The 18,896-nt window shown below is 39.6% G+C and carries 18 protein-coding genes; 11 read left to right on the top strand and 7 right to left on the bottom strand.

Annotated elements, in window-relative coordinates:
• The first annotated feature begins 1 nt into the window (after position 1).
• From P3L40_RS07655 to P3L40_RS07630, 6 genes are all read left to right on the top strand, one after another.
• Positions 2 to 1,051, top strand: a complete 1,050-nt coding sequence (locus P3L40_RS07655; protein WP_094962092.1) for a hemin-degrading factor — start codon at positions 2 to 4, stop codon at positions 1,049 to 1,051.
• Between the two features lie 16 nt (positions 1,052 to 1,067).
• Positions 1,068 to 1,889: a hemin ABC transporter substrate-binding protein gene (locus P3L40_RS07650; RefSeq protein ID WP_094962091.1), complete on the top strand. Its 822-nt coding sequence runs from the start codon at positions 1,068 to 1,070 to the stop codon at positions 1,887 to 1,889.
• The gene (locus P3L40_RS07645; protein ID WP_210852237.1) at positions 1,886 to 2,887 is read left to right on the top strand and encodes a FecCD family ABC transporter permease; all 1,002 of its coding nucleotides are present in this window, start codon (positions 1,886 to 1,888) and stop codon (positions 2,885 to 2,887) included. Before P3L40_RS07650 ends, P3L40_RS07645 begins: the two co-directional genes overlap by 4 nt.
• Positions 2,888 to 2,889: 2 nt before the next feature.
• Positions 2,890 to 3,678: a heme ABC transporter ATP-binding protein gene (locus P3L40_RS07640; RefSeq protein ID WP_036958448.1), complete on the top strand. Its 789-nt coding sequence runs from the start codon at positions 2,890 to 2,892 to the stop codon at positions 3,676 to 3,678.
• 304 nt (positions 3,679 to 3,982) lie between these two features.
• Positions 3,983 to 4,195, top strand: a complete 213-nt coding sequence (locus P3L40_RS07635; RefSeq protein ID WP_004261718.1) for a HEAT repeat domain-containing protein — start codon at positions 3,983 to 3,985, stop codon at positions 4,193 to 4,195.
• Positions 4,196 to 4,460: 265 nt separating this feature from the next.
• Positions 4,461 to 4,679 (top strand): HEAT repeat domain-containing protein, encoded by a 219-nt coding sequence (locus tag P3L40_RS07630; protein ID WP_004261720.1) that lies wholly within the window; start codon positions 4,461 to 4,463, stop codon positions 4,677 to 4,679.
• Between the two features lie 104 nt (positions 4,680 to 4,783).
• Here the strand turns inward: P3L40_RS07630 and fghA are convergent, their stop codons facing one another.
• The 5 genes from fghA to P3L40_RS07605 form a co-directional block, all read right to left on the bottom strand.
• On the bottom strand, positions 4,784 to 5,620 hold the full coding sequence (gene fghA / locus P3L40_RS07625; protein ID WP_136134907.1) for an S-formylglutathione hydrolase: 837 nt from the start codon (positions 5,618 to 5,620) through the stop codon (positions 4,784 to 4,786).
• 10 nt (positions 5,621 to 5,630) lie between these two features.
• Positions 5,631 to 6,743 (bottom strand): S-(hydroxymethyl)glutathione dehydrogenase/class III alcohol dehydrogenase, encoded by a 1,113-nt coding sequence (locus P3L40_RS07620; RefSeq protein WP_004261726.1) that lies wholly within the window; start codon positions 6,741 to 6,743, stop codon positions 5,631 to 5,633.
• Positions 6,744 to 6,760: 17 nt separating this feature from the next.
• A complete protein-coding gene (gene frmR, locus P3L40_RS07615; RefSeq protein WP_004261729.1) occupies positions 6,761 to 7,033 on the bottom strand; it encodes a formaldehyde-responsive transcriptional repressor FrmR in 273 nt (90 codons plus the stop codon).
• A gap of 192 nt (positions 7,034 to 7,225) precedes the next feature.
• Complete coding sequence (locus P3L40_RS07610; protein WP_136134908.1) at positions 7,226 to 8,143, bottom strand: bestrophin family protein; 918 nt, start codon at positions 8,141 to 8,143, stop codon at positions 7,226 to 7,228.
• Between the two features lie 187 nt (positions 8,144 to 8,330).
• On the bottom strand, positions 8,331 to 8,657 hold the full coding sequence (locus tag P3L40_RS07605) for a DUF1090 family protein (protein ID WP_004261735.1): 327 nt from the start codon (positions 8,655 to 8,657) through the stop codon (positions 8,331 to 8,333).
• A gap of 556 nt (positions 8,658 to 9,213) precedes the next feature.
• Between P3L40_RS07605 and P3L40_RS07600 the strand changes: the two genes are divergently transcribed.
• Together P3L40_RS07600 and P3L40_RS07595 are read left to right on the top strand one after the other, a co-directional pair.
• Positions 9,214 to 10,311, top strand: a complete 1,098-nt coding sequence (locus P3L40_RS07600; RefSeq protein WP_196731805.1) for a fatty acid desaturase family protein — start codon at positions 9,214 to 9,216, stop codon at positions 10,309 to 10,311.
• Between the two features lie 373 nt (positions 10,312 to 10,684).
• Positions 10,685 to 11,629 (top strand): ATP-grasp fold amidoligase family protein, encoded by a 945-nt coding sequence (locus P3L40_RS07595; RefSeq protein WP_136135507.1) that lies wholly within the window; start codon positions 10,685 to 10,687, stop codon positions 11,627 to 11,629.
• A 71-nt stretch (positions 11,630 to 11,700) separates the two neighbouring features.
• Here the strand turns inward: P3L40_RS07595 and P3L40_RS07590 are convergent, their stop codons facing one another.
• Entirely contained in the window at positions 11,701 to 12,843 is a 1,143-nt protein-coding gene (locus tag P3L40_RS07590; RefSeq protein WP_004261743.1) for an MFS transporter, read from the bottom strand.
• 561 nt (positions 12,844 to 13,404) lie between these two features.
• Positions 13,405 to 15,021, bottom strand: coding sequence for a propionate catabolism operon regulatory protein PrpR (prpR, locus tag P3L40_RS07585; RefSeq protein WP_136135508.1), 1,617 nt, complete (start codon positions 15,019 to 15,021; stop codon positions 13,405 to 13,407).
• Positions 15,022 to 15,266: 245 nt separating this feature from the next.
• Here prpR and prpB point away from each other — a divergent pair, with 245 nt between their 5' ends.
• The 3 genes from prpB (at position 15,267) to P3L40_RS07570 (ending at position 18,845) form a co-directional block, all read left to right on the top strand.
• Positions 15,267 to 16,154, top strand: coding sequence for a methylisocitrate lyase (gene prpB, locus P3L40_RS07580; RefSeq protein ID WP_210852235.1), 888 nt, complete (start codon positions 15,267 to 15,269; stop codon positions 16,152 to 16,154).
• 61 nt (positions 16,155 to 16,215) lie between these two features.
• Positions 16,216 to 17,379: a 2-methylcitrate synthase gene (gene prpC, locus P3L40_RS07575; RefSeq protein ID WP_094962084.1), complete on the top strand. Its 1,164-nt coding sequence runs from the start codon at positions 16,216 to 16,218 to the stop codon at positions 17,377 to 17,379.
• An 11-nt stretch (positions 17,380 to 17,390) separates the two neighbouring features.
• Positions 17,391 to 18,845, top strand: a complete 1,455-nt coding sequence (locus P3L40_RS07570; RefSeq protein WP_096863323.1) for a bifunctional 2-methylcitrate dehydratase/aconitate hydratase — start codon at positions 17,391 to 17,393, stop codon at positions 18,843 to 18,845.
• Positions 18,846 to 18,896 lie beyond the last annotated feature (51 nt).

The following is an 18,896-nucleotide window of genomic DNA, read 5'->3' as shown; positions in this document are numbered from 1 at the left end:
CGTGAATTCAGCACTTTACGAGCGTTACCAACAAGCAAAAACAGATAACAAAGCCAAATACGCTCGCGATCTCGCCGCCTATTTAAATGTATCTGAAGCTCAGCTACTGCATAGTCGAGTTGGTCACGACAAAGCTGTTCGTTTAAATGTCGATGCCCCCACTTTGTTGACAGAATTAGCCACTGTTGGGAAAGTGAAAGCGATTACCCGTAACGAATATGTGGTTCATGAGCAAGTTGGTCGTTATGACAATGCAACCTTTAGCCCACACGGTGGGTTAATTTTAAACCCTCGCGCCCTTGATTTACGGATGTTTTTCAGCCATTGGGACACTATCTTTGCTTTGACGGAAGACAGCAAACACGGTGAGCGTCATAGTATCCAATTTTTTGATAAACAAGGTGACGCACTACATAAAGTTTACACCACCGATGAAACGGATATGGCGGCATGGCAGGCATTGATTGAAAAATATGCTACCCAAGATAACCCGGAGCTCATCCATGAAACAGCAACTGCATTTACCAATCAGCCCGTTAGTGAAGAGCTAAAACAACAATTAGAACAAGAATGGCGCAACATGACAGACGTTCACCAATTTTTTGTTCTACTCAAGAAAAACAACCTCAGCCGCCAGCAAGTTTTCGCTGCGGTTAGCGATGATTTGGCTTGGAAAGTGCCTAATGATTCCTTCAATCAGCTGATTAACACTGCGTTCAAAGATCAAAACGAAATTATGATTTTTGTGGGCAACCGCGGATGTGTGCAAATTTTTACTGGTGAAATCAAAAAAATCATGCCATATCAAAGTGAAGGTTCAGACTTAAAGTGGCTAAATATTTTCAATCCTGATTTCACCTTGCACATGATTGAAAATGGTATTGCCGAATGCTGGGTCACACGCAAGCCAACACAAGATGGCCATGTGACTAGCCTTGAAGTCTTCGATAACCAAGGAAATCAAATCGCACAAATGTATGGGCAGCGTACGGAAGGGACTCCAGAGCAAGAGCAATGGCGCCAACAAGTCACCGCATTACCACGCATTTAAAATTAGGTAACTTATTATGAAACAATGGCTTCTAATCTTATCAACGCTGTTTATCTCTTTTTGTTCTTATGCAACAGAACGCATCGTCACCTTAGGGGGTGATGTGACTGAAATTGTGTATGAACTTGGAGCACAGGAACAGCTCGTCGCCCGTGACAGCACCAGCCTTCATCCAGAGCAAGCCACCAAGCTCCCAGATGTGGGCTATATGCGTATGCTTAACGCAGAAGGCGTGTTGTCAATGCGCCCGACTTTAGTCCTTGCGAGTGAGTTAGCTAAACCCTCAATGGCTCTTTCGCAAATCGAAAAAAGCGGCGTAAAAATTATTAAAGTGACAGGGAAACCGAGTTTAGAAGCCATTCCAGAAAAAATTACCACCATCGCTAATGTGGTCGGTAAAACAGAGCAAGGAAAGCAATTAGTTAATCAATTTAACCAACAGCTCAGCCAAGTAAATACGGCTCCTATTGACAAAAAAGTCTTATTTATCATGAGTCACGGTGGTGTTATGCCTTTAGCGGCAGGACGGCACACTGCGGCAGACAGTGTCATTAACGCGGTTGGGGCAAAAAATGCCATGAGTAGCTTCGACAGCTATCGCCCTCTATCCCAAGAAGGCTTGCTATCAAGCCAACCTGACTTAATCATTTTTACCAAAGAAGGTATTAAATCATTAGGTGGAATAGAAAAAGTGTGGAAATTACAAGGAATGTCAATGACTCCCGCAGGAAAAAATAAAGCGCTTCTGGTTGTCGATGACGTCGGTATGCTCACTTTCAGTTTAGGTACGCCTAAAGTCATGCAACAACTACGTGAGGCATTAGAAAAATCCCAATGAGTCGCTTTAAAAACCCATTTTTGGTGATTATCGTATTATTGTTAGCACTTGGCGGTTTAGTTCTCATCGCGTCGAATGCCGGCGCAATGAACTTCTCATTAAAAGCACTGTGGCAGGCATCTGCCACAGACTCGGATTGGCAAATATGGTTAAATATCCGCCTTCCTCGCGTGTTAATTGCCATTTTAGTTGGCCTTGCCTTAGCAGTATCTGGCGCCATTATGCAAGGGTTATTCCGTAACCCCCTCGCTGATCCTAGCTTACTCGGTATCAGTAGTGGCGCGGCTTTATCCGTTGCCGCATTTATTGTTTTCTCTGTTTCATTACCCACCGTGATGCAAGGTTATGGCCATGTCGCGGCTGCTTTTATGGGTAGCCTAGCCGTATCTTTTATTATTTTTAGCTTAAATCGTTCATCAAATGGTAACCTCGCAAAACTACTTCTCGCGGGTATCGCTATCAATGCGCTGTGTATGTCATTCATCGGTGTTCTTAGTTATATCAGCAATGACCAACAACTCAGAACATTTAGCTTATGGATGATGGGCACGCTCGGTAATGTTGACTGGGCATCATTGGCCATCGCCGCTTCAGTTATTCTTCCTATTTGTATTATCTGTTTAACACAAGGAAGTAAGCTTAATATCCTACAATTAGGGGACGAAGACGCCCATTACCTTGGGCTCAATGTTGAGCGTACCAAGTTTATTTTATTATTCCTTAGCGCCATGTTAGTTGGTTGTGCGGTTGCCATGAGCGGTGTTATTGGTTTTGTCGGTCTCGTTGTTCCCCATCTCATTCGCATGACTCTCGGGCCAGACCATCGTTGGTTAATTCCTGGTTCCGCTATCGTAGGTGCGGGCTTATTACTTATTGCCGATACTGTAGCAAGGACTGTGGTTGCACCTGCTGAAATTCCTGTTGGTTTACTGACAGGGTTAATTGGTGGCCCCTACTTCTTATGGCTAATTTTACGGCAGCCTTCGGGGAGGATCTAAAAATGCAAACAAAATCGCTCTTGTTAGAAGCACAAAATTTATCATATAAAATCAGTGAAAAGACGCTTATAGATAATGTGAGTTTATCGATTGATCAAGGGGAATTTGTGGTGATCATTGGGCCAAATGGCGCAGGGAAATCCAGTTTATTAAAATTACTAACAGGCTATAATACCCCGACTCATGGCACATGCTTTATTGAAGGCCGAGCAATGACTGACTGGGACCATAATGCGTTAGCCCGAAAACGTGCTGTGATGAAACAGCATAGCCATTTGCAATTTGCTTTTACTGTTGAAGATGTGGTTGCAATGGGCAGAACCCCCTATGGTTCAGAATATAAACACACCGCCATCAATGAAGCGTTAGCACAAACCAGTTGCCAATCATTGCGGCAGCGGGATTACCGCCAACTTTCAGGGGGTGAGCAGCAACGCGTTCAATTAGCTCGAGTATTAGCACAATTATGGCAACCAACAGCTCAACCCGCATGCTTGTTTCTCGATGAACCCACTTCTGCGCTTGACCTATATCATCAACAGCATAGCTTACGGTTACTACATCAACTTACACGTCAACGACCGTTAGGTGTTTGCTGTGTATTACATGACCTTAATCTAACCGCATTATATGCAGATAAAGTGTTATTAATTCATAATGGAAAGCTTGTCGCTCAAGGTTCCCCTACCGATGTTTTAACGACTGAAAACTTAACTCGTTGGTATCAAGCTGACTTAGGAGTTACTCAACACCCTGAAAATAACACGCCTCACGTTTATTTACGTCACTAACTCAGGCTTAATAAGCACTTTATTTAACTCATTTTAAAGGTAAAGTGCTTTATTATTTTTACCTTAATAAAGAATTATTTAGTCATATCTATTTTAATAGATAACTAATGTCTTTTAATATTTTAAATTTTTTATATCAATAATCCTTACTCTCTTAATGCACCCTAGTTAATAAGATAGTTAATAGCCTGAAAATGCGTAAAATCTATATAATGTATTAATAAAGCATTAAATTTCAAAAATAAATCTCAAGTAAATTCACTTAGAATACCTTGGTATCGCATAGGTATTTCAAAGGGTTTACATGGAAAATAACATAATTGAAACATTAATTGAATTAACACATCGTGGAAATGATGATGTTAAAATTGCAGCTATTTCCGCATTAGGTGATTATAAAGCGACCGTTGAACAACAAAATGCGATCAACCGTTTAATTGAACTCTGTAGAGATCCCAATAAGGATGTTGCGGTGTCTGCAATAAAGGCACTGAGTAAACTCTCCCACCATTTTTAGTATACAAATAATATTTTTATATCAATCCGTTAAAGCACAGGTTTTTTAATTAATCTTATTTAATCTTTCTAATCCCTATATATGAATAGGTATGATTTTTGCTACCTATTCATACACAAACCTAATCATACTATATCCATATTAGTTGTGTTTTTTGATATTAACAAATTCTTTCATTTAGTAGCATCTCTACATTGAAATTAATATTTTGAAACAAATGGATTTTAATTAACTTTATTTCTTAATACCCTGATTAGGATAAAAGATGGATAACAAAGTCATAAATACATTACTTGATTTAACGAAAAGAAAAAATGATGATGTAAAAATAGCTGCCATATCCGCTTTAGGTGATTGTAAAATACGACTGAAACAACATAATACGATTAATCGACTACTTGAATTATGTAATGACCCAAATAAAGATGTCGCAATCAGTGCGATTAAAGCAATCAGCAAGCTCTCCCATGGAGGGTTAGAGTAGCGATTTAGGCATGATTAAAACGTTAAGGAATAGCAAGGTGAAACCAACTATTGGCCTCACCCTACAATATACCTAAAACTTCAATATACCTAACACTACCATACTCAGCTATTATCGTTTAAATAGCGTGCATGAAATGCAATATGTTCACCAATAAAGCTACTAATAAAATAGTAACTGTGGTCATATCCATCACGTAAATTCAAACGATATTCAAATTGCTTTTTGTCACAAATATCTACAAATAACTCGGGTTTTAATTGTTCTTGATAGAAAGGATCCGCAGTGCCTACATCCACTAAAATAGGTGGAATAGCCTCCGCTTTTCCGATTAATTCAACAGTGTCATATTGAGACCAGCTAGCTGTTTCTTCCCCCAGATAAGCCATAAAGGCTTTGCGCCCCCATGGAACTTGGGTTGGAGCAACAATAGGAGAAAATGCAGATAAACTAGAATATCGGCCTGCATTTCGTAAGCCAATCATTAAAGCCCCGTGTCCACCCATAGAATGGCCAAAAATAGAACGTTTATCAGATACAGGCAAATGTGTTTCGATTAAATCAGGTAGTTCAGACACAATATAATCATACATTCTGTAATGATGACTCCACGGAGCTTGCAGAGCATTCACATAAAAACCTGCGCCTTGCCCTAAATCATAAGCCTCGTCATCAGCAACCTCAGCCCCTCGAGGGCTAGTATCTGGTGCGATTATAACCACGCCATGTTCTGCCGCAAATTGTTGGGCTCCCGCCTTAGTAATAAAATTTTGTTCATTACAGGTTAACCCTGATAACCAATAAATCACTGGGCAGACGGTTGTTTTCGCTTGTGGTGGTAGAAAAGCTGCGAACTTCATTTCACAGCCGAGCACGGTGGATTGATGTTGATAAACATCCTGCCAGCCCCCAAAACACGCATGGCGTTCAATTCTCTCCATCAAAGACTCCTTAATCATAGTGAATAACGGTGCGGATTGATTTGCCTTCATGCATTAAATCAAATGCGTCATTAATACGCTCTAATGGCAATGTGTGCGTCACAAATGGAGACAGCTCAATATCACCCTTCATGGCATCTTCAACCATTTTTGGCAACTGGCTACGGCCTTTCACACCACCAAAAGCCGTACCACGCCATGACCGCCCTGTTACTAATTGGAATGGACGAGTTGAAATTTCTTGCCCTGCCCCTGCGACACCAATGATAATTGATTGGCCCCATCCTCGGTGTGCACTTTCAAGTGCTGCACGCATAACATTAACATTACCAATACATTCAAAGGTATGATCAACTCCCCACTGGGTTTTCTCAATCAACACTTGCTGAATCGGCTTATCAAAATCATTAGGATTCAAACATTCTGTCGCACCAAATTGGCGCGCTAGTTCAAACTTAGACGGGTTAGTATCAATGGCAATAATACGGCCAGCCTTTGCTTGCCTTGCCCCTTGAATAACCGCAAGACCAATCCCACCGAGGCCAAAAACTGCAACTGAGTCACCTTCTTGTACTTTAGCCGTATTATGTACAGCACCGATACCCGTGGTCACGCCACAACCTAATAAACACACTTCTTCATGGTTGGCTTGAGGGTTAATTTTAGCCAAAGAGACTTCGGCAACAACGGTATATTCACTGAATGTTGAACAGCCCATATAATGGTAAACAGGCTGGCCATTGTAAGAAAAACGTGTGGTCCCATCAGGCATCACACCTTTACCTTGTGTTTCCCTAACAGAGACACATAAGTTTGTTTTACCTGACTCACAAAAAACACATTTTCCACATTCTGCCGTATAAAGTGGGATGACATGGTCACCAACGCTAACGCTAGTTACACCTTCACCGACTTCAACAACAACACCCGCGCCTTCATGCCCTAATACCACAGGAAATAACCCTTCAGGGTCATCACCTGACAATGTAAATGCATCAGTATGGCAAACACCCGTATGGCTAATTTTGACTAACACTTCCCCAGCCTTTGGTGGCATGACATCAATTTCGACAATTTTTAATGGCTCACCAGGGCCAAATGCAACTGCTGCACGTGATTTCATCGTTATTCCTTCTTTATTTACCGCAAATAGGTACGAATTAATGAGATGGCATCGTCTACTGAGTCTTTTTGCAACTGTGTTGTTGCTGACTCTTGAAGCCCTTCCCGCAAATGACTCTCTAATACCCCGGCCATCAAACCATTAACTGCCCCACGAATAGCAGCAATTTGTTGTAAAATGGCGGCGCATTCAACCTCATCTTCCAAGGCTGACTCTAAGGCAAGCAATTGCCCTTTCAACTTTCTGACCCGCGTAAGAACTGCTTTTTTTTCTTTTGGGGAATGTGGCATATTTAAGCCCCTTTAGTATACATAGGGGGAGTATAGTATTGATAAGATTATCTGTACAGAATTCCTGATTTGTATGACCCAAAAAGACAAAATAATATTCGATAGAAAAGAAAAAAGAGGAAAGAGAAATAAGGAGAAACAGTAAAACGTGAATATCACGCTCTACTGTCTTCAAGAATGAATAGATTAGCACTACAACAAGTTAAAATATTTATCTGGCTGGTACTGAGGGGGAAGTGGTTGAATATCCAACATATCCAATGCATTGCGTTCAATACTATTACAAATGGCATTCAGCGGTAAATCATTTGCAGCAGTCCCAAAAGGATCTTCAAGTTCCTCGGCTAGTGCATCCCACGCTAAAAAAGTGTAAGAAATAAAAACAGAAACAAATGGCGTCATATAATGTAGGTCAACAACCAATGCAAATGGAAGTAACGAACAAAATAAGTAAACAGTTCGCTGCAAAATTAGTGTATAAGCAAACGGGATCGGCGTGTTCGCAATACGTTCGCAGCCACCAAGAACTTCCGATAGCGCATTAATATCTTTATTAATAGCTTGAAAGAGTACATCACTGATGACTTTTTTATCGCGTAATTCCCCCACCTTTAGGCCAATCTGCAATAATATTCGGCTAGTGGGAAACGAACTTCGGATAACCTCATCAAAAATAGTACGGGGTAATAGCCTATACATATCAATGATTGGGCTGGTTTTCCTTAATTCATGTTTAAGGCTCCAACCAAAAGCAATCAGCAAATTAGCAAATTCCTTTTGGGCTGCCTGATCATTAGGTAATAACCCTTTAATATTTCTTAGAATATTTCTTTGGTTAATTAATAACGAAGCCCAGAGTGTGCGAGCCTCAATCAAGCGGCTGTAACATGCATTATTGCGAAAACCTAGGAATATTGCGATGGCAATCCCTAGTAAGCTAAAGGGGGCTATTGTTAAGTGTATACCTAATCGCTCATACCATTGGAAACTTAGTACTGCTACGATTGATATCATTATATTTAGAGAAAGCCGAAATGTTATTTTTGACAGTACAGAGCCATGCCAGTCGAATAACCGAAAAAACCAGTGTTGATGAGGACGAATAACCATAATAAAAAGTATACAATATTAAAAAACGACGTTAACTTATTATTTCACTGATTAATTCAATGCGCTATAGCTAGACAAAAATTAAAGTGAATATGACAATAATTACGACAAGCAGCAATAGCGCTAAATTCATCCAACACGGTTTTTAGCTTATAAATAATATTTGATTTTAATATTACGTATTGAGTTAATTTTTAGCCGCTTTTAAGCGTTCTATTTCATCTTGTAATGCTTCTATCTGCTGCTCTAAACGATCTGCTTCAGTAAAGCTATAACGATGATTTAATTTTGTTGGCCCAGTCGCCCCCGAATAATGGTCGTAACAGTTATTTTGTACATTTGAAATAGCGCGCTCTAACCCCGCAACTCTATTTCGGTTACCATGCATTTTGGCGTATTTTAGCTGTTTCTCTAGTTGATAGATTTTTTTATCACAACCATAATATTGATAACCTGCTTGAGCGGACACAGGAATAATCAGTGTTGATAAAATTATTAACAGTATTTTTTTCATATAACATTCCTTATTCGAAAAATAATTTATCTGTGGCTATTTCATCATGTTGACGCATTATTCATATAGGCAAGCTCCTAATTTAGCTTAGGTAAAACAAATATAATGGATAATTAAAACAAACCCATCTAAAATGATAACTATATTTTATTATTAACAACTTAAATTAGATTGAGTATTTTTTTCACATAATTTATTACAGACAGACACATTTTTCCCTGATACCTTAATATTAAAGGATCACTCTACAAGGATGTAGCTAGTTTTTATATTTCAGAAAGTTAATAAGTACGTGTTTTGACCAAATACTTTATAGAATATATATCAGTTTAATTAATGGTTAACTCGTATTTAATTGTTTACTTTGCACAAATTCTCAATTTATATCGATATTTCTCAAAAATATTCATCCAAAATACCAAAAATTATTATTCTTGATAAAAATTGATTCAGAATAAGTCGAAATATTTCTCCCCCTTCATATTTATTTTGCGACGCTTTACTTAGTGAAGATATACTCTTTAATTAAAAGAAGATAACCTCAAATGAGAGTAGCATGCATCACACTGACTTCGAACTCACGTTCGCAAATGCTAACGAACAACAATTTCATGCTGCATTAAAACAAGCTAGTCAAGAATATCTGCAAACTAAGCAAGATCACGTATTTGCCAGCCGATATGATCTTACTGCAATTGCTATCTTGTTTATTTTTGCTCTTCTGAGTTACCTGCCAACACTCATAACAACATCTACCTCAATTTACATATTATCCTATTTTGTATTTGTTTTACTCATCATGCTATTGAATGTGATTGGCCAGCACGATGCCTGTCATAATACCTTATTTAAATCAAGCTGGAAAAATCGGTTATTTGGCCGTTTAGTGACATTACCTTTAGGTTTAGAGCCAGAGTTTTGGCGTACACGCCATGTTCATTATCACCATCACTATGCCAACATTGAGCATTATGATTTAGATACTGAAGAAAATGGTATATTCCGCCAAACGCCATTTCAACGCTGGCGGCCTTTCATGAAATATCAACATATTTATTGGCCTTTCGTTGCATCATTATCACTCACATGGATTGCACTGGTTTTTGATTGGTCGGACAGAACTGGGAAAACACGCTTAAAAACACAGAAAGTTTTACAGGGTAAACTGGGTTGGACGCTATTTTTAGGTAGCAAAGTATGTCACTTAATATTAATGATTGGCACCCCACTGATAGTGGCTCACAGCCATGGGATCAGCTTAACAACAATACTTATCACTTACTTATTGAGCCAAATGATTGCATCCATTTTTGTCATTTATTTATTACTCGGTACACATTGGGCAGAGACGCAGTTTTTCACTGCGCCTGAAGATAAACAGATCAAGCATGGTTGGTACCATCATAATTTTGTCACGGCTTGTGACTGGCTACCGACCCCCCATTATTTATGGCGTTTAACTGGGGGACTAAACTACCACCTTACACATCATATTTTTCCTCATTGGCATCACCGCCATTACCCTGCTTTAGCTCACATCTTAGCCCAATTGGCGCAGCAATATGATATGCCATATCGTTGTATTGATTACAAACAACTCGTTGCGGCTCAAATACGATTCCTAAAAAAGATGGGGCAGCCGCCATTAAAATAGTTATCTTAGTAAGTTATAAATAACAATTCTCTCAAATGTCCCCTCTATTCCCTTATTTTAGGAGGGACATTATCTAAATAAATCCTTAAGGTCTATCTTCTTTACTTTTGTTACAGTTTAAATAAACAATACCCTTATTATTAATGACGAATAATTAAAACGATCGATTGAATTATTGATATAAAAGTGTACGGATATCCGGCTATTATTAACAAAATGAACATTATTTATCTTTTGTTTAATATTTATTTATTAAGAAATTATTAAATTGACCGTTACATTTATTGATGCTTTATTTAAGTTATAAAAAATATAATCAAATAAAAATTAGATTTTAATTACACACTACAATTTTAGAATGGTTGGTGCTCGCATGAAAAAAGCAGAGTATTTTATAAAAAAATTACGCACACTTATAGTGAGTGACAAAACATATCTCACTAATAAATTTACTAAAAAACTCAATTATCGCCCTGATTTTAAAGCCCCAAAAAGCTTTAATGAGAAAGTAAATTTTAGAATGTTGCGAGATAAAAATCCATTATATTCACAATTTGCAGATAAACTCGCGGTAAGGGAATATATCTCACGAACAATAGGAAATGAATATTTAGTACCTATCATCGCCACTTATAAAAGTGTCGATGAAATTGATCTAAACAAACTGCCAGAGCGTTTCGTTTTAAAATGCAATCACGACAGTGGTAGTAGCATTATTTGTCGCGATAAAGCATACTTTGACTGGCTAAAAGCTAAAAATAAATTAGATTTTCATTTAACTAAAAACCTTTACTATATTACTCGAGAACGTCATTATAAAACTATTCCCGCACAAATTATGTGTGAAGAATATATTGATTTATTCGCTAATAAAAACCGGAAGTTAGTACCAGAAACATGCAGGATCCATTGCTTCTCTGGTAAGCCTGCCTATGCAGAGATTGATTACTCAGACGAATTTGGCAATGAATTTATTAATATTTATGATATCAACTGGCAGTTACAACCCGTGACTTTTGGTTATCCAAACATGCTGGAACCCGTATCTGAGCCACCACTATTCAAAGAAATGTTACGGTTAGCGGAAATACTCGTCACACCTTTTGATTATTGCCGTGCGGATTTTTTGATGTCTGATGAAAATACCTTGTATTTCAGCGAACTTACATTTGCCCCAAATGCAGGTAGAACAGAAATATCACCGCTATCATGGGATTTCAAATTAGGGGAGCTTTGGGAGCAACGCATTGTACGTAATACAAAGCATTCACCCATTGAAGCACAACTGTCACCTTCAACCGTCAATAAAAAGAAATAATTAGAACGACAAAAAGGCCCTGTAAGTAATTCACAGAGCCTTTTATTTAGCAGTTTTATTTGTCGATAAAATTAATTTGCTAACACACTGGCTTTACGACGTAAGCTCGCAATTAACATATAAATCGCAGTCACTAACAGCACAATAAAGAAGAAATTCACTAAACCATTATGTTGGCCTAAAAACGTCCCTGCTGCGATAGGCCCCATTGCTGAACCTATACTGTAACTAAACAGCATCACTTGTGTTGCTGCGACGATATAGGAGGAATCTAAGTTATCACATGCCAACGTTATCGCCACAGGATATAAGGCAAAAGTTGACATACCGAGTAGCGCTAAAGCGACAATCATAACTAAGTAGTCACTCGAAATATAAATAACACCCATAGCAAAAACACCTAATAATGAAACCATCGCAAGTAATAAGGTTTTACTCATTAAGACAGATAATTTGCTAACAACTGGCTGTATTAACATCCCACCAAGAATAATTGAAGCCATCAACACACCGACTTGGTCGGTGGTGAATTGGTCTTTTTTCAATGATAACGGCATTAACCCATAGATAGTCCCCATGGTAATACCAGAAACCATACAACCGATAATTGCAGGTTTACTTAAACGAGCAATTTTTTTCAATGACAGTTTTTGATGCGAACCACTTTCTGGCTGGCCTTGACGTACTAATAACGGTGGCATTACCGCTAATAATAATAACCCTAATACCACCATAAACGGATAAGCACCATGGGTTCCAATAACACCAATAGCAAGCTGGCCAAGAGTGGTTCCGCCATACAATGACGTCATATAAAAACTTAAACGTTTAGCACGCTCTTTCGGATTATCGCCAATCAATAACCAAGATTCGACAACCACAAAAATCCCCGCCACTGCAACCCCTGCAACTAAGCGGTTTGGCAACCAAGCTTCAATGGTCGGGGTCCACGGCAATACAATAACTGTCGCGGCAAGCATCAATAAAAAGCCAATAAAGGCAAGACGATGGCCTATTTTGGCAATAATTGGTTCAATTAACATTGAGCCAATTAATAAACCAATATAATACGCACTCGCTAACCAACCCGCATATTGCGTATCAATACCAAAACTTCCCATCGATAATGGGATTAAGCTCATTAAATAACCCGATGCAATAGCAAAAATCGTTAACCCTGCAACAGGAACGAATGCATTGTCGCGTTTGCGCATGATAGTAGTGGACTGATTCACGCCCCACTCTCCAACTAACAAAATAAATAATATGCGCTGCAACTACATCGTTGAATACGACAGCATTGTGTTCCCAAGAAAGAACACATTTCGGCGATTAGTGCAGTAGTAAAAAAACAAAGATAGGACTAATTTGAGCGCAATATAGAACGTTCAATCATGAAGTTAAAATGAGAAAATCTAATGGTGACTAGCAAAATAATTTATGTGAGAAAAATCACGTTTTTTACGATGGTGAATTTAGTGAAAGAACAACAAGAAAAACAAAAATAACACTTAAAAATCAAAGTAATAGATAAATATAAACATCTCTGTTTTTCGTTACGATTTGATACAACTTAAGTCATATGGAAAAAATCCTAAAAGCACTTAATAACAAAATAATTTATTTGTCACTGAACACGACTGAATGAATTTAATTCAACAAGTAGTATTCAATGATTCCATGAATAAAAACAACCTAATTATCTCCTTAATGGCACTCTCACTAATCCATTACCTTTTAATCAAAATCCCCCCTGAATAAATACAAATTAATTATTATTTAGTATCATGATTTACCTGATTTGCTTTCTCTAATAAAGAAAGACGTCGCCATAGGGTTGTTCTGCTAATACCTAAGTACTGAGCTACGGCTTTACGATCACCACCAAACCTATTCATCACGTCAGTAAGCGGTTCCTTTTTTTTATCAATAACAACCTCATGGCTTATTGCATCCCATTTGCGCTCAGGAGATAGACTCGCCAACATTTCCTCACTAATGGCCTTTTCGGGGTATGCGCTACAATAAAGTGCAACTCGCTCCATTAAGTTTCTGAGTTCTCGCACATTACCGGGCCATGAATACTCAACAAAAAAGCGTTTACACGCAATTAACTGCTGTACACGAAAAGAAGGCAACGGCAGCATTAAGCCTGCAAAGGCTAACTTAAGTAACCGCTCCGCTAATACAAAAATATCATCGCCACGTTCATTGAGTGCTGGAACTCGCATTCTCAATACCCCGAGCCGATAAAATAGATCGGCACGAAAATGCCCTTCTCTTACCCAACGATCTAAATCGCAATGAGTCGCACAAATGACTCGTACATTGACTTTTAACGGTTTATACCCCCCAACACGCACGACAGAACGCTCTTCGAGCACTCGCAATAATTTTGTTTGTAATGCAATCGGCATTTCACCAATTTCATCTAAGAACAGTGTTCCCCCATTCGCCAGTTCAAATAGCCCTGCTCGGCCACCCCGGCGAGAGCCAGTAAAGGCACCTTCTTCATAGCCAAATAATTCGGCTTCTAATAATGTTTCAGGGATCGCCCCGCAATTCACGGCCACAAAAGGCATTTGCTGTTTACTGCGCTTATGTTGATTAAATAAGGTATATTCGTGATGAATCGCTTGTGCCACCATCTCTTTCCCAGTTCCACTCGCACCTTGAATCAATACTGTTGCATCAGAACGTGCGTACAACATAATAGTTTGCCTAACACGTTCCATCGGTAATGACGAACCAATCAGGTCATTAATGGTATAACGGACTTTTGCGGGATTAGGAAGGAGATATTTGTCTTGCGAATGGTTTTCACGCCTCGACATTCGGCTTAATTCGATAGCGTCTGAGAATGCTTGTCGTATGGTTTGTGTGGAATAGACAAAAACCCCTGTCATCCCCATTTCATCAGCTAAATCCATGATGAGCCCAGCCCCTACAACAACGGAAATTCCCATTGCTTTTAATGCTTTAAGCTGAGATCTTGCATCTTCTGCGGTGACATAACTACGCTGTTCAATTTGCAAACCAAAACGTTGCTGAAATTCATCTAATGAGGAAAGTGTTTTTTTATAATTAATGATCCCGACTTTATCGCTAATCTCTCGGGCTTTGGCCAATGCTTGCATGACATCGAACCCGCTAATTTTCACGATAATAACAGGAACTGAAACATGGCTTTTTAAATAAGCACCATTTGAACCTGCACTAATGATGGCATCACAATGTCCACCCTGTAATCGTTGATGCACGGCCTCTACCGCCTGCTCAAAACCAAGGTTTAGTGGGGTGATTTCCGCTTGTTCACTAAATTCAGGGCTGATATCTCGAAACAGTGTAAATAACCGAGACACTGAAACAGTCCAAATAATCGGTTTTTCCATCATCGCCATACCTTCTTACCATGTTTCATTTATGTTTCAATTGACAATATCTTGTTTCAACGAAACACACCAACCGATTATTTTAAAATTGTTTTTCCCGTCACAAATCAAAAAAAACAATATCAGTTTGATTTTAAACACATTTGCATACCCATGTAATTTAGAGCCAGATTGGCACGTCAATTGCTATATGACTATAGTTATCTCAATTTCATTACAATTAATTAACATCATATGAGGCTATTATGTCGTCATTTAGTGCAGGACAAAAATTTCGTGAGGCTATCAAGCAAGAATCTCCATTGCAGCTCGTTGGAACTATCAATGCCAACCACGCGCTCCTTGCAAAACAAGCTGGCTATAAAGCTATTTACTTATCTGGAGGTGGCGTCGCTGCGGGGTCACTGGGCATGCCGGACTTAGGTATTTCAACGTTAGATGATGTTTTAATTGATATTCGACGCATTACTGATGTATGTGACTTACCACTTATGGTCGATGCCGATATTGGCTTTGGCCCTTCTGCTTTTAATGTCGCCCGCACGGTGAAATCCTTTTGTAAAGCCGGTGCGGCAGGGTTGCATATTGAAGACCAAGTGGGTGCAAAACGTTGTGGCCATCGTCCTAATAAAGAAATTGTTTCGACACAAGAGATGGTCGACCGCATCAAGGCGGCTGTTGATGCACGAACCGATGACAGCTTTGTCATTATGGCTCGAACCGATGCATTAGCGGTCGAAGGCATTGATGCCGCACTGGAACGTGCACAAGCCTACTTAGAAGCCGGTGCGGACATGCTTTTTCCAGAGGCAATTACTGAGCTTTCTATGTATCAACAGTTTACAAGTAATACCTCAGCTCTCGTACTGGCCAATTTAACTGAATTTGGTCAAACCCCTTTATTTACTCTTGATGAACTACGCAGTGTTGACATTGCCATTGCGCTGTATCCACTGTCTGCGTTTCGAGCCATGAATAAAGCCGCTGAACAGGTTTATACAACATTACGCAAAGAGGGCACTCAAAAAAGTGTCATTCCACTTATGCAGACTCGAGAAGAGCTGTATCAAAGTATTCATTATTACGATTATGAACAAAAACTGGATGCGTTATTTTCCAAGAATAAATCCTAATTTTTAAGCACTTATCATTACTAAAAGTTGCATCGCCTCTGTCCCCTACAAGGAATAAATGATGAATGAACAACTTAGTCGTACTGAAACACCTCAATTTAAACCTAAAAAATCCGTTGCACTTTCAGGTATTACTGCCGGAAATACCGCACTTTGTACCGTTGGGCGTAATGGTAATGACCTGCATTATCGCGGGTTTGACATTCACGACTTAGCCACACAATGTGAATTTGAAGAAATCGCGCATTTGCTCATCCATGAAAGGCTGCCGACAGCAACCGAACTCGTTGCATATAAAGAAAAGCTGCAATCTCTTCGGGGGTTACCGGCAAGTGTTAAACAAACGTTAGAATCCATACCCGCGAACGCGCACCCAATGGACGTCATGCGCACAGGCGTATCAATGATGGGCTGCGTGTTACCAGAAAAAGAATCTCACCCTTTTTCCGGTGCTAGGGATATTGCTGATCGCTTATTAGCGTCACTGGGTTCGATGTTGTTATATTGGTATCACTTTAGCCACCATGGAAGACGTATTGAAACCCAAACTGATGATGATTCAATTGGTGCGCATTTCTTGCACCTATTACACGGTAAAAAGCCCCCTGCTCAATGGGAAAAATTTATGCATATTGCGGCAATTTTATACGCAGAACATGAATTTAACGCATCGACATTCGCAGCAAGGGTTATTGCGGGAACAGGCACGGATTTTTACTCTGCGATGACAGGTGCAATTGCCGCTTTGCGTGGCCCAAAACACGGGGGAGCAAATGAAGTTTCATTAGAAATTCAGCAACGTTATGCCTCAATGGAGGAAGCAGAACAAGATATTACAGCGCGCGTTAAAAATAGTGAGGTTATCATTGGGTTTGGCCACCCCGTTTATACCCTCGCAGACCCCCGCCACCCTATTATCAAGTCTGTCGCTTTACAGTTATCAGAACAGAGCCTAAATCGACATCTTTATACCGTTGCGGATCGAATTGAATCCGTAATGAAACGTGAAAAAAACATGTTTCCAAATTTAGATTGGTTTTCTGCTGTGGCTTATCACCTTATGGGCATTCCCACCGCCATGTTTACCCCATTATTTGTTATGGCACGTACCGCTGGCTGGTCAGCACATATTATTGAGCAACGACAAGATAATAAAATTATTCGTCCTTCAGCCAACTATATTGGTCCTGAAAATCAATTATTTACTCCTATAGAACAGCGTTAAAAGGTAACCTAATGACAACACAAACCGTGCGTTCGCAACAAATTGAATTTGATAAAGTGATCAGCGATATTGTTGATTATGTAATGGATTACCCAATTATTTCTGACCTCGCCTATGATACGGCTTATCATTGCCTGCTCGATACCCTTGGTTGCGGTATGGAATCCCTTGAATACCCTGCATGTAAAAAATTATTAGGGCCTATCGTTCCGGGTACGATTGTGCCAAATGGCACAAAAATCCCAGGCACCCAATTTCAATTAGACCCAGTGCAAGGCGCATTTAATCTTGGCACAATGTGCCGTTGGCTCGACTTTAATGACACTTGGCTGGCTGCCGAATGGGGCCACCCGTCGGATAACCTTGGTGGTATTTTAGCCACTGCGGATTGGCTTTCTCGTGAAAACATTGCGAAAGGCAAGCCCCCGCTAGTTATTAGAGATGTTTTGACCGCATTAATTAAAGCGCATGAAATTCAAGGCTGCATCGCACTAGAAAATGCCTTTAACCAAGTCGGGCTCGACCATGTTATTTTAGTCAAAGTGGCATCAACTGCGGTTGTTTCTCATCTATTGGGGCTGGAAAGAGAACAAATTCTCAATGCTGTTTCCCAAGCGTGGATTGATGGCCACAGCTTACGTACCTACCGCCATAGCCCCAATACAGGGTCTCGCAAGTCATGGGCGGCAGGTGACGCCACCTCCCGTGCTGTACGGCTGGCTTTAATGGCTCAAAAAGGGGAAATGGGCTATCCAACGGCGCTAACGGCTAAAACCTGGGGCTTCTACGATGTTTTATTTAATGGACAACCCCTGTGTTTTCAACGTCCTTATGGCTCCTATGTTATGGAAAATGTGTTGTTTAAGATTTCTTTCCCTGCTGAGTTTCATTCCCAAACAGCAGTAGAGGCAGCGTTACAACTCCACCAAACCCTCGAAAAATTAGGAAAAACGGCTCAAGATATTGAGTCTATTGCCATACGCACTCATGAAGCTTGTATTCGTATCATTGATAAAAAAGGCCCATTACATAATCCGGCAGATCGTGACCATTGCATTCAATATATGGTCGCTATCCCATTAATTTTTGGTCGTTTAACGGCTGCTGATTATGAAGATAATATTGCCAAAGATGAGCGTATTGATGCATTACGTGCAAAAATGCATTGCACTGAAGATGCACAGTTTACCCGAGACTATCATGACCCTGAAAAACGTTCGATTAGCAATGGGTTAACCATTACATTGAAGGATGGGCAAGTGCTTGATGAAGTTGTTATCGAATATCCTGTTGGCCATAAACGCCGCCGTAAAGAAGGGATGCCATTGTTATTAAATAAATTTAGAATTAATTTAGCAAGGCAATTCCCAGAGGCTCAACAAATTCGAATTTTAAAAGCCTCTCTCGATAAGCCAATGCTAGAAAAAATGCCCGTCAATGAATATATGGATCTATTCGTTATTTAAGACTAAGGAAATTATTAACTGGCGAGCATTAACTGGCGAGTAATTCAGCGC

It is taken from the genome of Providencia sp. PROV040, from assembly GCF_032706145.1.
In the GTDB taxonomy this organism is placed as follows: Bacteria; Pseudomonadota; Gammaproteobacteria; order Enterobacterales; family Enterobacteriaceae; genus Providencia; species Providencia hangzhouensis.
This window is presented reverse-complemented; position numbering and strand designations above follow the sequence as displayed.